The organism is Mesorhizobium sp. P2_C5_2, assembly GCF_056404535.1.
In genome coordinates this window covers 527,827-541,821 of the sequence record NZ_JBFUDV010000004.1, presented here as the reverse complement: position 1 = coordinate 541,821, position 13,995 = coordinate 527,827, and the positions used below count along the sequence as shown (strand labels likewise).

Here is a 13,995-nt window from a genome sequence, read left to right as displayed (position 1 = left end):
CTTAAAGGATGTTTAAGCATGATCTTGTGGCCCTTGCGTGGCGAATATTTGCGGTTGCTGAAACCGTAAGGCCACGCCAAGCGTATGGTATGATGCATCCTGGGACAGGTTTTGTTTGGGGACAACGGAGACAGGCCATGCGCCGCATCGCATTCGCAGCCGTTTCATTGCTGTTCGCGTCAGTCCTTTTCGTCTCGGCAGCCCTTGCCGGCGACGCCGAAGTCAAAGCCGGCCAGGCCGTCATCGATGGTCAGTTGAAGGCGCTCATCGCCAATGACGGCGCCAAGGCCTACAGTTTCGCCGCTCCAAACGTGAAGCAGATTTTCCCGACCGTCGACGCCTTCATGAACATGGTCACCAACGGCTATCCGCCGGTGCGCCAGCCACAAAGCTATTCCTTCGGCAAGGTCGAGCAGATAGGCCCGGGTTCGATTATCCAGCAGGTGCTGATCGTCGGTCCCGACGGCAAGAACTACGAGGCCGTCTACACGCTGCAGCAGCAGCCTGATGGCAGTTTTCAGATCACGGGATGCAGCTTGCGGGCGTCGAATTCGCTGAGCACCTGAGGCCTGGTTAAATCACCGGGATATCGCCCCTCGCCCAGCCTTCACTGATCTCCGCTGTGCGAGTTTTGAAGGCCTGTGCCTCGATCGCGGCACGAATGTCCTGCATCAGCTTCTGATAGTAGGACAGGTTGTTCCAGGTCAAAAGCATGGCGCCTAGCGCCTCCTGCGAACGCACGAGATGGTGCAGATAGGCGCGTGAATAATCGCGCGCGGCCGGGCAGTCGCTCTCCTCGTCCAGCGGCCGCGGATCGTCGGCATGGCGAGCGTTGCGCAAATTGACTTTGCCGCGCCTGGTGTAGGCAAGGCCATGGCGGCCGGCGCGGGTCGGCATCACGCAATCGAACATGTCGATGCCGCGCGTCACCGATTTCACGATGTCGTCCGGCGTGCCGACGCCCATGAGATATCTGGGCTTGTTGTCTGGCAGTTCCGGGCAGGTGATGTCGAGCATATCCAGCATCACCGCCTGCGGTTCGCCGACGGCGAGGCCGCCGACCGCATAGCCCTTCAGCTCCATCGCGCTCAGCGCCTGCGCCGAGCGCACTCTGAGAGCCGCGTTGTCGCCGCCCTGGACGATGCCGAACATCGCCTTGCCCGGCTGGTCGCCGAACGCCGTTTTGCAGCGCTCGGCCCAGCGCAGCGACAATTCCATCGCGCGCTCGATCTCCTTGAGCTCGGCCGGCAGCGCGGTGCATTCATCGAGCTGCATCTGGATGTCGGAATCGAGCAGCCCCTGGATCTCGATCGAACGTTCCGGCGTCATTTCGTAGGCCGCGCCGTCAATATGCGAGCGGAAGGTGACGCCTTTTTCGGTAAGCTTCCTCAGCTTCGACAGCGACATCACCTGAAAGCCGCCGCTGTCGGTCAGGATCGGATGCGGCCAGCGGGCGAACTCATGCAAGCCGCCGAGACGCGCCACGCGCTCGGCGCCGGGCCGCAGCATCAGGTGGTAGGTGTTGCCCAGGATGATGTCGGCGCCGACGCCGCGCACCTGGTCCATATACATGGCCTTGACCGTGCCGCCGGTGCCGACCGGCATGAAGGCCGGCGTGCGGATTTCGCCGCGCGGCATGTCGATGACGCCGCGTCGTGCCTTGCCGTCGGTGGCGAGGACCTTGAAAGCGAACGGCTTAGCCATTGAATTCCTTGTCATGGACAGGCGCGCCTGGCGCCTGCCTGTCGAGCGACTGGCGGTATTGGATGCAGCCGCGCATGAATTTTGGCCAGGGCGGCACGGCGATCGATGGCTCGGTCTTTTCCGGCAGCAGATCCCACAGATCGGGGTGATGCCAGCACAGGTCATGGCCGGTCGTGTCGCGGTGCGCGCGGATGCCGGCGCGCAGTTTTTTCACTTCGGCGATCAGGCTTTCGCGATCAAGGGCTTGCAGATCATCGTCCACCGCTCATCTCCGCTCGATAAAGCAGGCTTGCGTCTCCGTAGGAGTAGAATCTGTAGCTTGTGTCGATGGCATGCGCATAGGCCGCGCGCATCGTATCGAGACCGCTGAAGGCCGAAACCAGCATGAACAGCGTCGAACGCGGCAGATGGAAATTGGTCATAAGCAAGTCGGCGGTGCGGAAGCGGTAGCCAGGGGTGATGAAGATGTCGGTCGGGCCGGACCAAGCGGCGAGCGAGCCATCCGGCCTTGCCGCGCTCTCCAGCAGGCGCAGCGAGGTGGTGCCGACAGCAATGATGCGTCCGCCCCTCGCCTTGGTGGCATTGAGAGCGTCAGCCGTTGCTTCACTGACCGAACCGGTCTCGGCATGCATCTTGTGGTCGGCGGTATCGTCGGCCTTGACCGGCAGGAAAGTGCCGGCGCCGACATGCAACGTAACGAAGCGGCGTTCGATGCCTTTGGCGTCGAGCGCGGCAAACAGCTCCGGCGTGAAATGCAGGCCGGCGGTGGGCGCTGCGACTGCGCCTTCCTCCCTGGCATAGATGGTCTGATAATCGGAAAGATCGCGCGCGTCGTCATCACGCTTGGAGGCGATGTAGGGCGGCAGCGGGATGTGGCCGACGGCGCGCAGCGCCTCGTCGAGAAACGGGCCGGACAGGTCGAAGCCAAGCAGCGCTTCGCCGGCCTCGCCCTTCTCGATCACCGTCGCGTCGAGCTGACCGAGGAAGCAGGAATTGCCGTCATGGCCGAAATGGATGCGGTCGCCGGCAGCGATGCGCTTGCCCGGTCGCATGAAGGCCAGCCAGCGGTCCGGCGCCATGCGCATGTGCAATGTCGCCTCGACCTGCGCCTGCGCTTCACCGCGCCGCCTGATGCCTTTCAGCTGAGCGGGAATAACTTTGGTGTCATTGAAGACCAGCACGTCGCCGGCATTGAGCAAGGATGGCAGGTCGCGCACCGAGCGGTCCGAAAGGTCTTCACCCGGACTGACCACCAGCATTTTTGCGCTGTCGCGCGGCTCTGCCGGGCGAAGCGCGATGCGCTCCTCCGGTAGGTCGAAGTCGAAGAGGTCGACGCGCATCAGTAGAGCCGGACGAGCAGCGCTCCGGCCAAGAGCAGCACCGCGCCGGCGATGCGGCCGAGCGAAATCTCGCGCACAGCCACACCGAGGAAGCCGACGCGATCGATCAGCATGCCGGCCAGCAACTGGCCGGCAACCAGGAACGCCATCAGCGCGGCCGCACCGATGCGCGGCGTGAGGATGGTCGACAGCGTGACATAGAAGCCGCCGAGCATGCCGCCGACGACGAACAGCCAGGGCGCCGGCGCCTTCCAGTCGAGCGAGATGTCGTTCAACTTCACCACCGCGACGGAGATGATGCCGAGCACGATCGCGCCCGACAGGAACGAAAACGCCGCCGCCGCGACCGGGAGACCCAGGCCGCGCGCGAGCTGCGAGTTGATCGGCGCCTGAATGGCGATGAAGGCGCCGGACAGGATGCCGAGCAGCGACCAGACCACGCCCATCATCGTTATCAGTCCTTACTTGACGTCGGCCGCGACCTTCAGCGACACGATCTTGTCGGGATCGACCACCGGCTCGCCGCGCTTGATCTTGTCGACGTTGTCCATGCCTTCGATGACCTGGCCCCAGACCGTGTACTGGCGGTTGAGGAAGGCGGCATCGTCGAAGCAGATGAAGAACTGCGAGTTGGCCGAGTTCGGGTTCTGCGAACGCGCCATCGAGCAGGTGCCGCGGCCGTGGTTGGCGTTGGAGAACTCGGCCTTCAGGTCCGGCTTTTCCGAACCGCCCATGCCCGCGCGGGAGGGGGCAAAAGTAGGCTTCGACGAATTGCCGAACTTGACGTCGCCGGTCTGCGCCATGAAGCCTTCGATGACGCGGTGGAAGACAACGCCGTCATAGGCGCCTTCGCGCGCCAGTTCCTTGATGCGGGCGACGTGGCCGGGGGCCAGGTCGGGGAGAAGTTCGATGACGACCTTGCCCTTGGTCGTTTCCATGATGAGCGCGTTCTCGCGGTCCTTGATCTCAGCCATGTCGGATATCCTTTATCTCAGAAAAACAGATTGATTTGATAGGTTTACTTGTCGGCGGCGATGCGCACCTTGATCATGCGGTCGGGGTCGCTGACCGTGCCATTGTCGGCCTCGTCGCCCTTCTTGATCTTGTCCACCAGTTCCATGCCGCTGACGACATTGCCGACGATGGTGTACTGGCCGTCGAGGTTCGGCGCTGGCGCGAACATGATGAAAAACTGCGAATTGGCGGAGTTCGGGTCCTGCGAGCGGGCCATGCCGAGCGTGCCGCGCTTGTAGTGTTCGCTCTGCGAAAACTCGGCCGGCAGATCAGGCAGCTCGGAACCGCCAGTGCCGACGGCCTCGGGGCTGAACCCCTTCTTCATATTGCCGAACTTGACATCGCCGGTCTGCGCCATGAAGCCGTCGATGACGCGGTGGAAGGCGACGTTGTCGTAAGCGCCTTCGCGCACCAGCTTCTTGATCTGCGCGACGTGCTTGGGCGCGAGGTCGGGCCGCAGCGCGATGGTGACGTCGCCGTCCTTCAAGCTGATGATCATGGTGTTTTCCGGATCGGCGGCGAAGGCCGACACTGATGCGGTCACGAGACCGGCAAGCACGACGAGGAATGAGGCGAGCTTCTTCAGCTGCATAGGGATCTCCGAGGGATTATTTCGCAAATTTGGCGGTGAGCGCGCCGGCAACGGCGGCCGGCACGAACGGGCGGATGTCGCCGCCCATCGAGGCTATCTGGCGCACAAGTGTGGCGGTAATGGTTCTGACTGACGGGCTGGCGGGCAGAAAAACAGTCTGCAGCTCCGGCGCCATGGTCTCGTTCATGCCAGCCATCTGCATCTCGTAGTCGAGGTCGGTGCCATCACGCAGGCCGCGGATCATGATCGAGGCGCCCTGCTTCCTGGCGGCGTCGATGACCAATCCGTCAAAAGCGACGACCTTGATGCGGGCCCCGTCGCGTCCAAATTCGGCCTTGGTCGCGGCCTCGATCAGCTTCACCCGTTCCTCGAAGGAAAACAGCGGCGTCTTGCCGGGATGGGTGCCGATCGCCGCATAAACGGTGTCAGCGACAGCCAATGATGCCTTCAGGACATCGAGGTGGCCGTTGGTCAGCGGGTCGAAGGAGCCGGCATAAAGAGCGGTGCGTTCGGTCATGGCAGGCTTCTAGCGGGCGAGCGAACGGAAGGCAAATGCGATTGGGAACATCTACGTGAACCTTTTCGCAGACATGAACGACAGATGAATGCCTTGCTCACGAAGACTTCACGCACCGTTCACTAGTTTGCACTTCAGAAGATGAAACCAAAACCCCATCTAACCGTTGTAAGGCGCAGGAGAACACGCAAATGCTGATCTACATGCTCGCCACCGCAATGACCGTCGCCATGCTGATTGCTACCGCGTTCGGGCTCCATCAGGAGGCAGAGCGCGTCCGTGTCAGGACAAAGCGCTTCGAAGGCTTCGGCGCTCGCTGGCCCCACCGTCACTAACGATTTCACCGGCTAAGTCTTGATTGCGCCGGCCCATCGGGCCGGCGTTGCTGTGTCTGAGCCTGTTCGGCCCTTATTCGGCGCTGCCCGGTGCAGCATCTCCGGCGTCCGGACCGGCCTCGGCCGCGCCCTCGCCGTTCTCTTCGACGTCCTCGTCCGATTGCGGCTCCGAGATCCGCTCGACCGAAACCACCTTTTCGCCTTCGGCGGTGTTGAAGATGGTCACGCCCTTGGTGGCGCGGCTGGCGAAACGGATGCCGTTGACCGGCACCCGGATGACGGTGCCGCCGTCCGAAACCAGCATGATCTGGTCGTCATTGCCGACCGGGAAGGTCGCCACCAACTGGCCGATCTCTGCCGTTTTCGACACGTCGGTGGCGCGGATGCCCTTGCCGCCGCGTCCGGTCAGGCGGAAATCATACGATGACGAGCGCTTGCCGTAGCCATATTCGGTCACCGTCAGCACATACTGCTCATGCGCCTTGAGGAACTCGTAGCGGTCGTCCGAAAGCTCCGCCTCCTCGCCGATCTCCTCATTTGTCAGTGCGATCTCTTCTTCCTCGCCGGCTGTCTCGAGCCGCCGCTCCGCCGCGGCCCGCTTGAGGTAAGCGGCGCGCTCCGCCGGTGAAGCATCGACATGCTCGATCACCGACATGGAGATGATGCGATCGGTCTCGGCCATGCTTATGCCGCGCACGCCGACCGAATTGCGGCTCTGGAAGACGCGGACGTCGCCGACCGAGAAGCGGATGCACTGGCCGGAATTGGCCGTCAGAAGCACGTCGTCATTGTCGGTGCAGGTCTCGACGCCGAGGATCTCGTCGCCTTCCTCCTCCAGCTTCATGGCGATCTTGCCATTGCGGTTGACCTGGACGAAGTCGGACAGCTTGTTGCGGCGCACGGTGCCGCGCGTGGTGGCGAACATCACGTCGAGCTCGCCCCAACTGCTCTCGTCCTCGGGCAGCGGCATGATGGTGGTGATGCGCTCGCCCTGCTCCAGCGGCAGCATGTTGATCAGCGCCTTGCCGCGCGACTGCGGATTGCCGATCGGCAAGCGCCAGACCTTTTCCTTGTAGACGATGCCGCGAGAGGAGAAGAAAAGCACCGGCGTATGCGTGTTGGCGACGAACAGCCGGGTGACGAAATCCTCTTCCTTGGTCGACATGCCGGAGCGGCCTTTGCCGCCGCGGCGCTGCGCCCGGTAGAGCGACAGCGGCACGCGCTTGATGTAGCCGGAATGGCTGACGGTGACGACCATGTCCTCGCGCTGGATCAGGTCCTCGTCTTCCATGTCGGCGCCGCCGTCGGTGAGCTCGGTGCGGCGTGGCGTGCCGAACTCGTCGCGCACGGCGGCGAGCTCGTCCTTGACGATCTGCTGGATGCGCGCGCGGGACGATAAAATGTCAAGATAATCAACAATTTCGGCGCCGATCGTGTTCAACTCGTCGGCGATCTCGTCACGGCCGAGCGCGGTCAGGCGCTGCAGGCGCAGTTCGAGGATGGCGCGTGCCTGTTCCTCGGACAGATTGTAGGTGCCGTCCTCGTTGATGCGATGGCGGGGATCGTCGATCAAAAGGATCAGCGACTCGACATCGCCGGAGGGCCAGCGGCGCTCCATCAACTGCTCGCGCGCCGTCTGCGGATCGGGCGCGGTGCGGATCAGCTTGATCACTTCGTCGATGTTGGCAACGGCAATGGCGAGACCGACCAACACATGGGCACGGTCACGTGCCTTGCGCAGCAGGAACTTCGTGCGCCGGCTAATCACCTCTTCGCGGAAGCCGACAAACGCCTTAAGCATGTCGGTCAGGTTCATCACTTCCGGCTTGCCGCCGTTCAGCGCCACCATGTTGGCGCCGAAGGAGGTCTGCAGCGGCGTGAAGCGGTAGAGTTGGTTCAAAATGACGTCGGCGACGGCGTCGCGCTTCAGCTCGATGACGACGCGGTATCCCTGGCGGTCGCTCTCGTCGCGAATGTCGGAAATGCCTTCGATGCGCTTGTCACGCACCAGCTCGGCCATTTTCTCGATCATCGACGACTTGTTCACCTGATAGGGAACCTCGGTGATGATGATCGATTCACGGTCATTGCCGCGCTGCTCGACATTGACCTTGCCGCGCATGACGATGGAGCCGCGCCCGGTCGAATAGGCGCTGTAGATGCCGGAACGGCCGAGCACGATGCCGCCAGTCGGGAAATCGGGACCCGGAATGATCTCCATCAGCGCCGGCAGGTCGATCGCCGGATTGTCGATGATGGCGATGGCGCCATTGCAGACTTCGGCCAGATTGTGCGGCGGAATGTTGGTGGCCATGCCGACGGCAATGCCGCCGGAACCGTTGACCAGAAGGTTGGGGAAGCGGGCCGGCAGCACCTTCGGTTCGGTGTCGGACGCATCATACGTCTCCTGGAAATCGACGGTTTCCTTGTCGATATCCTCGAGCAACTCATGCGCGACCTTGGTCAGCCTGGACTCGGTGTAGCGCATGGCCGCCGGCGGATCGCCGTCGATCGAGCCGAAATTGCCCTGCCCGTCGATCAGCGGCACGCGCAGCGACCAATCCTGCGCCATGCGCACCAAGGCGTCATAGATCGAGGCGTCGCCATGCGGATGGTATTTACCCATCACGTCGGCGACCGGGCGGGCCGACTTCACATATTTGCGGTTCCAGTGGTAGCCGCTCTCATGCGCGGCATAGAGAATGCGGCGATGCACCGGCTTCAGGCCGTCGCGAACGTCCGGCAGCGCACGGCTGACGATCACGCTCATGGCATAAGAGAGGTAGGAGCTCTGCATCTCCTCGATGATGGAGATCGGCTCAATGCCGGTGGGGCCGCCGTCGGCGCCGCGCGGTGTTTTTTGGTCGGTCAAATCTGATCACAATCTAATCGGGAATCACTGACCGCTTATATAGGAAGCCAGCCTGAAACTCCAATATTCGCGGCACTTTTCCAACGACAATTTCGGTGGTAATTTCAAATGGATACCGCTGATTGCGACGATTTGGCCATAGCGCATTTAGCCGCCATCAGGGCAAAAGCCTGCGGTGGGTCGTTTTCCTAGCCAAGAGCCATAAGCACGATGAACCGGTGGCTGCCTTTGCGAGCGCTGAGCGGTTGGCGGCCCGGGGATCTCAATGGCGATCTGGCCGCCGGGCTGACGCTGGCCGCGATCGCCATTCCCGAACAGATGGCGACGGCCCGCCTTGGCGGCTTTGCGCCCGAGATCGGCTTCTTTGCCTTTGTCGCGGGATCGCTGGCCTTTGCCCTGTTCGGCGCCAATCGCCATCTGTCTTCCGGCGCGGATTCGACCATCACGCCGCTGTTTGCGGGCGGCCTGGCGCTCATCGCCGTTGCCGGCTCGGCGCATTATCTGGCGTTGGCGGCCATGCTGGCGCTGATGGTCGGCCTGCTGGTGGGTCTGAGCGGCATCTTCCGGCTGGGCTGGATCGCCGACCTGTTGTCGGTGCCGGTCACCACCGGTTTTCTGGCCGGCATCGCCGTCCATATCATCGTATCGCAACTGCCCGGATTGCTCGGTCTGCCGGCCGAAAGCGGTGAAACGCTGCGCCGTGTCGGTGAGATCGCCGCCAATCTGCATTTGACCAACCCGTGGAGCCTGACGCTTGGCCTCGGCGTGTTCGCGACCGTGTTCGTCGCCGAGCGCATCAGCGCCCGCATCCCCGGCGCCTTGATCGGCATGGTGCTGGCGACGCTGGCGGTTGCGGTCTTCGGCCTGAAGGCGCGGGGCGTCGAGGTGCTCGGCGCCTTGCCCAACGGCCTGCCGCAAGCCGGCCTGCCGACGGCAAGCCTCAGCGACGCGCAGGCGCTGCTGCCGCTGGCCCTGCTGATCGCCATCGTTGTCATGGTGCAGACGGCGGCCACCAGCCGCTCCTTTGTGGGCGAGGCGCCCGACATCAACCGCGATTTTGTCGGCGTCGGCGCCGGCAGCATCCTGTCTGGCCTGTTCGGCGCCTTCGCGGTCAATGCCAGCCCGCCACGCACCGCAATCGTCGCCCAATCGGGCGGCCGTTCGCAAGTGTCGGGTCTGATTGCCGGGGCCATCGTGCTGGCGCTTGGCGCTTTCGGCGGCGGCTTGCTTGCCGATGTCCCGCAGGCAGCGCTTGCCGGCGTGCTGCTGTTCGTGGCCCAGCACATCTTGCGCTGGAAAGTGTTCGCCAGCGTCTATCGACAGGCGCCGGTCGAATTCGCGCTCATCCTGATCACCATGACGGCGATCGTCGTGCTGCCGATCGAGACCGGCGTGGCGGTCGGCATCGGCCTGTCGCTGCTGCACGGACTCTGGAGCGCGACACGCACGCAGGCGATCGAGCTCGAACAGGTGCCCGGCACGTCGGTGTGGTGGCCGCCGGGCACGCCGTCGGCGGGCGAGCAGCTCTCCGGTGTGCTGGTTGTGGCTTTCCAGGCGCCACTGTCCTTCGTCAATGCCGACAGCTTCAAGCGCGGCGTCTGCGACCTGATCGATGCCAGGGCCGAAAACATCAAGCTTGTCGTGCTGGAAGCCAGCAACATCGCCGAGATCGACTATACCGCCGCGCAGGCCCTGATCGACACCATCGCCCACTGCCGCAAGGCGGGCGCGATCTTTGCCATTGCGCGGCTGGAATCGCTGCGCGCCCAGGCGGCACTGGCGCGTTTCGGTATTGCCGACCTGGTCGGCTCGCACAGGATCTTTCACAGCGTCGACGCCGCCATCAAGGCCCTGGCGCCGGACAAGCAAAAGCAGGACGAGGCAACATGACCACCGAGCGAGAACCCTTGCTGAGCCCGGTTCCGGTAGCGGAGCTGCGGCCGACGCAGATCACCGTCGGATTGCGGGAAGTGGACGTTAAACGCCGCATGATCCGGCTGCAGAGCCCGAAGAAGACCGGGGCGTTTCTGGGCCGCCATCTGGTGCCGGTGGTGCTCGGTCCGAAGAAACGCAACTACGTCACCGATCACCACCATCTCGCCCGCGCGCTGCTTGAGGAAGGCGTCGCGGACGTACTGGTGACGGTGATGGCCGATTTGTCGGCCCTCGACAAGGACGCCTTCATGGTCGTGCTCGACAAGCGCGGCTGGATGCATCCGTTCGACGAGAATGGGCACCGCCGGGATTATGACGCCATTCCCAAAAGCATGGCCGACCTTGTCGACGACCCCTATCGCAGCCTGGCGGGAGAGCTTCGCCGGCGAGCCGGCTTCGCCAAGGAAACGACGCCGTTCAGTGAGTTTTTATGGGCGGATTTCATGCGCCGGCGCATCGACCGGGACGCAGTGGTGAAAAACTTCGACAAGGCGATGGGGCAAGCGCTGGTCCTGGCCAGGAGCAAGGACGCCGACTACCTGCCGGGATGGTGTGGGCCAAGCTCGGACTGATATCAGAAGGGCGCAATCGCCGATGGTGACGGCAAAGCGCTGCCAGACCGGCGGGCGCGATAGTCACCGGGCGTTTCGCCCATGACGCGCCGGAAACGGCGATTGAATGTCGACAAATCGTTGAAGCCGGCCTCGAAGGCAATTGCCGAGATGGGCTCATCCGACATGCGCAGCCGCACCGCCGCGCGGTGCAGCCGTGTTCTCAACAGAAACTGGTAAGGCGTCATGCCGGCGACCTGCCGGAAGGTGCGCAGGAAGTGATAGGGGCTGGTCGCCGTCGAGCCGGCAAGCTCGGCGAGCGAGACCGGCCGGTCGGCATTGAGCTCGATCTGCCGCACCGCCTCGGCGACCCGTTTCTGGTCGCGTCGGCTCGGCGGGCGAGCTGCCGGCGCGGCCTCACTGGCGACAGCAAGTGCGGCGCCGGCAATGCGCAGGCCAAGCTCCTCGAAGGCATCGATGTCGGTCGTCTCACGCGCCGCTTCGGCCTCGGCCAGCAGCGACGCCAGTGCCGGCAAGGGCGGCAGATGCGGCACTCCGAACGCCAGCTTCTTCGCGCCAGCCACGTCGCTGGCGATGCGGTCAAGATGGGCCGCAGCGAAGTGGAACGACAGGCAGCGGTCTCCGGCACCGTGCTCGTGCCCGCATTCATAGCAGGCGCCGACATTGCCAAGCAGGATCGCGCCCGGCGCCAGCATGGCGGCGCCTTGGCTGGTGCGGTAACGGAAGCTGCCGCTGGTGACCGCGGCAATGCAGACGCTGCGGTGCTCTTCCTCGAACGGACGATCGCCGGCGCCGGCCGTGCACAGCACGTCGGACACATACCAGTCCGGCCCCGAAGCCAGTTTTTGCTCACTCGTGGTCATGGCCTGAAAGATAGCAATTTTTCCCAAGCGCAACACCCCCGCCCCGGCCTATCGCTTGCAGCCTCCTGACACCACGAAGGCAGCAGCATGACCAATTCTTTCTCTTTCAGCCAGGCGCTCCACAGCGACGGCCCCAATCCTGACCTGGCTGAGAAGCTCGATCTCTACGGCCGTTTCGTCGGCGCCTGGACATTCGATGCCACGCGCCACCTCGAGGACGGCACGGTTCTCACCGGACGCGGCGAGGTGCATTTCGGCTGGGTCCTGGAAGGCAAGGCGATCCAGGATGTGTGGATCTTGCCCGCACGCGATGCCGGCCCGACGCCCTCGCTCGGCAAATGGACTTTCTATGGCACAACGCTGCGGGCCTTTGATCCCAGCTCGGATGCCTGGCACATCTTCTGGAGCGACCCGCGTAACCAATATTACAGCCGCCAGCTTGGTCGCGCCGAAGGCGACACGATCGTGCAAGTTGGCGCCGATGGCACCGGCTCGTCGGTGCGCTGGAGCTTTTCACGCATCACCAAAGACAGCTTCCGCTGGCTGGGCGAGCGTTCGCACAACAATGGAGGGACATGGCGCCTCGAAGTCGAGTTCCTGGCGCGCCGTGTCGCGCAAGGCTGACAGCGCAACATATTGTAAAAAAGGTGAAAAACATGCTTGGCCATGTCTCGATCGGTGTCCGCGACACCAATATTTCGAAGCCCTTCTACGATGCCGCGCTGAAGCCGCTCGGCTATTCCTGTCTCAGCCAGTCGCCAGGCTCGCTCGGCTATGACGCACAGGCGATAGCACTCTGGGTGAACGACGCGGCGCGGCCGGTGCCACCGGACGAAAAGTCCGGCCTGCATTTCTGTTTTGCCGCGCCGACAAGGGCCAGCGTCGACGCCTTTCATGCCGGTGCCATGCGCCAAGGCGGCAGCGACAATGGCGCGCCGGGCCTTCGCGCCGACTATGGGGACAATTACTACGCCGCCTTCGTCATCGATCCCGACGGCTATCGTCTGGAAGCTTATTGCAGCGCGGCCGGCTAACACTGCCGGCGTCTCCGGCATCTCAGACGGTTCCCACCGGCCGGGCTTTGCTCTACCACTATGGTGGCGCGGGGGTCCGGCCCGGCGGGAGGGGTCAGCGATGCCGAGTTTCGACAGCCTGTTCAACGCCTTCGTCACCATTCTGGTGACCATCGACCCGCCTGGCCTCGCGCCGCTCTTCCTTGCCGTCACGCGTGGCATGAACCGCGAGGAGCGTCAGCAGGTTTCGGTGCGCGCCTCGATCATCGGCTTCCTGGTGATGGCGCTGTTTGCGGTTGCCGGCGCCTCGATCCTGTCGGTGTTCGGCATCACGCTGCCGGCCTTCCGCGTCGCCGGCGGATTTTTGCTGTTCTTCATCGCCTTCGAAATGGTGTTCGAGCGCCGCCAGGACCGCAAAGAGAAAATCGGCGACGTCGCCATCACCAAGGACATGATCCACAACATCGCCGCCTTCCCGCTGGCGATCCCGCTGATTGCCGGGCCTGGCGCGATTTCGGCGACCGTGCTTCTGTCCGGCTCGTTCCAGGGGTTTACCGCCCAGGCGGCGCTGGTCGGCATCATCTTTGTCTGCCTGGCCATCACCTATCTGGTGTTCGTCTTGTCCGAGCGCATCGACCGCATCCTCGGCCAGACCGGCCGCTCGATCCTGACCCGCCTGCTCGGCGTCATCCTGGCAGCGCTTGCGGTGCAGTTCGTCGCCGATGGCATCAAGGCGCTGATGGCGGGGTGAGTGGCAGGCCCTACTGCCTACTGCCTACTGCCTACTGCCTACTGCCTACTGCCTACTGCCTACTTCGCCCCTGTGTCGACGACTTCGAAATCGTGGGTAATAACAGCGGTCTTCGCCAGCATGGCGGAGGCCGAGCAGTATTTTTCGATCGACAGGTTGATCGCGCGCTGGACCTTGTCGTGCGACAGCGCGCGGCCCGTGACGACGAAATGCATGTGGATGCGGGTGAAGACTTTTGGGTCGGTTTCCGCCCGGTCGGCGTCGAGCTCGACGACACAGTCCTCGATCGCCTCGCGGCCTTTTTCCAGAATGTGGACGACATCATAGGCTGAACAACCGCCGGTGCCGATCAGAACCAGCTCCATCGGGCTCGGACCCGGCGTCTTGCCTTCCGGCCCGGAGGCGGTTCCCAGCACGACCTTGTGGCCGCTGCCGGACTCGCCAACAAAGGTGCGCTCCTCGACCCACTTGATCCGTGCTTTCACGG

Annotated in this window: 17 protein-coding genes; 7 read left to right on the top strand and 10 right to left on the bottom strand. The window is 63.6% G+C overall.

The features are described from left to right. Positions 1-137 precede the first annotated feature (137 nt). Positions 138-566 carry a DUF4864 domain-containing protein gene (locus tag AC1D1B_RS17830; RefSeq protein ID WP_477333771.1) on the top strand — a complete coding sequence of 143 codons (429 nt, stop codon included), beginning with the start codon at positions 138-140 and terminating at the stop codon, positions 564-566. 7 nt (positions 567-573) lie between these two features. On the opposite strand, the gene tgt is transcribed toward AC1D1B_RS17830, so the two are convergent. From tgt to coaD, 7 genes are all read right to left on the bottom strand, one after another. After that, positions 574-1,704, bottom strand: coding sequence for a tRNA guanosine(34) transglycosylase Tgt (tgt, locus tag AC1D1B_RS17825; RefSeq protein WP_477333770.1), 1,131 nt, complete (start codon positions 1,702-1,704; stop codon positions 574-576). Continuing rightward, positions 1,697-1,966, bottom strand: coding sequence for a hypothetical protein (locus AC1D1B_RS17820; RefSeq protein WP_477333769.1), 270 nt, complete (start codon positions 1,964-1,966; stop codon positions 1,697-1,699). The genes tgt and AC1D1B_RS17820 overlap by 8 nt, the downstream gene beginning before the upstream one ends. Further along, positions 1,956-3,044 (bottom strand): tRNA preQ1(34) S-adenosylmethionine ribosyltransferase-isomerase QueA, encoded by a 1,089-nt coding sequence (gene queA / locus AC1D1B_RS17815; protein WP_477333768.1) that lies wholly within the window; start codon positions 3,042-3,044, stop codon positions 1,956-1,958. Before queA ends, AC1D1B_RS17820 begins: the two co-directional genes overlap by 11 nt. After that, complete coding sequence (locus AC1D1B_RS17810; RefSeq protein WP_477333767.1) at positions 3,044-3,493, bottom strand: DMT family transporter; 450 nt, start codon at positions 3,491-3,493, stop codon at positions 3,044-3,046. The genes queA and AC1D1B_RS17810 overlap by 1 nt, the downstream gene beginning before the upstream one ends. Before the next feature lie 12 nt (positions 3,494-3,505). Continuing rightward, positions 3,506-4,018 (bottom strand): peptidylprolyl isomerase, encoded by a 513-nt coding sequence (locus AC1D1B_RS17805; protein ID WP_477333766.1) that lies wholly within the window; start codon positions 4,016-4,018, stop codon positions 3,506-3,508. A 44-nt stretch (positions 4,019-4,062) separates the two neighbouring features. After that, a complete protein-coding gene (locus AC1D1B_RS17800; protein WP_235984214.1) occupies positions 4,063-4,557 on the bottom strand; it encodes a peptidylprolyl isomerase in 495 nt (164 codons plus the stop codon). Positions 4,558-4,666: 109 nt separating this feature from the next. Then, positions 4,667-5,167, bottom strand: a complete 501-nt coding sequence (coaD, locus tag AC1D1B_RS17795; RefSeq protein ID WP_477333765.1) for a pantetheine-phosphate adenylyltransferase — start codon at positions 5,165-5,167, stop codon at positions 4,667-4,669. A gap of 191 nt (positions 5,168-5,358) precedes the next feature. Between coaD and AC1D1B_RS17790 the strand changes: the two genes are divergently transcribed. Further along, positions 5,359-5,502, top strand: coding sequence for a hypothetical protein (locus AC1D1B_RS17790; protein WP_181057120.1), 144 nt, complete (start codon positions 5,359-5,361; stop codon positions 5,500-5,502). 73 nt (positions 5,503-5,575) lie between these two features. Here the strand turns inward: AC1D1B_RS17790 and gyrA are convergent, their stop codons facing one another. Further along, positions 5,576-8,374: a DNA gyrase subunit A gene (gene gyrA / locus AC1D1B_RS17785; protein WP_477333764.1), complete on the bottom strand. Its 2,799-nt coding sequence runs from the start codon at positions 8,372-8,374 to the stop codon at positions 5,576-5,578. 210 nt (positions 8,375-8,584) lie between these two features. Between gyrA and AC1D1B_RS17780 the strand changes: the two genes are divergently transcribed. Together AC1D1B_RS17780 and AC1D1B_RS17775 are read left to right on the top strand one after the other, a co-directional pair. Further along, a complete protein-coding gene (locus tag AC1D1B_RS17780; protein WP_477333763.1) occupies positions 8,585-10,264 on the top strand; it encodes a SulP family inorganic anion transporter in 1,680 nt (559 codons plus the stop codon). Further along, the gene (locus tag AC1D1B_RS17775) at positions 10,261-10,881 is read left to right on the top strand and encodes a ParB-like protein (RefSeq protein ID WP_477333762.1); all 621 of its coding nucleotides are present in this window, start codon (positions 10,261-10,263) and stop codon (positions 10,879-10,881) included. The genes AC1D1B_RS17780 and AC1D1B_RS17775 overlap by 4 nt, the downstream gene beginning before the upstream one ends. 2 nt (positions 10,882-10,883) lie before the next feature. On the opposite strand, the gene AC1D1B_RS17770 is transcribed toward AC1D1B_RS17775, so the two are convergent. Further along, positions 10,884-11,744: a helix-turn-helix transcriptional regulator gene (locus AC1D1B_RS17770; protein ID WP_477333761.1), complete on the bottom strand. Its 861-nt coding sequence runs from the start codon at positions 11,742-11,744 to the stop codon at positions 10,884-10,886. 87 nt (positions 11,745-11,831) lie between these two features. Between AC1D1B_RS17770 and AC1D1B_RS17765 the strand changes: the two genes are divergently transcribed. The 3 genes from AC1D1B_RS17765 (at position 11,832) to AC1D1B_RS17755 (ending at position 13,508) form a co-directional block, all read left to right on the top strand. Then, the gene (locus AC1D1B_RS17765) at positions 11,832-12,368 is read left to right on the top strand and encodes a hypothetical protein (protein ID WP_477333760.1); all 537 of its coding nucleotides are present in this window, start codon (positions 11,832-11,834) and stop codon (positions 12,366-12,368) included. Positions 12,369-12,400: 32 nt separating this feature from the next. Continuing rightward, on the top strand, positions 12,401-12,778 hold the full coding sequence (locus tag AC1D1B_RS17760) for a VOC family protein (RefSeq protein ID WP_477333759.1): 378 nt from the start codon (positions 12,401-12,403) through the stop codon (positions 12,776-12,778). Between the two features lie 100 nt (positions 12,779-12,878). Beyond that, positions 12,879-13,508 carry a MarC family protein gene (locus tag AC1D1B_RS17755; protein WP_023822237.1) on the top strand — a complete coding sequence of 210 codons (630 nt, stop codon included), beginning with the start codon at positions 12,879-12,881 and terminating at the stop codon, positions 13,506-13,508. Positions 13,509-13,567: 59 nt separating this feature from the next. Here the strand turns inward: AC1D1B_RS17755 and AC1D1B_RS17750 are convergent, their stop codons facing one another. Beyond that, complete coding sequence (locus AC1D1B_RS17750; RefSeq protein WP_477333758.1) at positions 13,568-13,993, bottom strand: OsmC family protein; 426 nt, start codon at positions 13,991-13,993, stop codon at positions 13,568-13,570. Between the last annotated feature and the right edge of the window lie 2 nt (positions 13,994-13,995).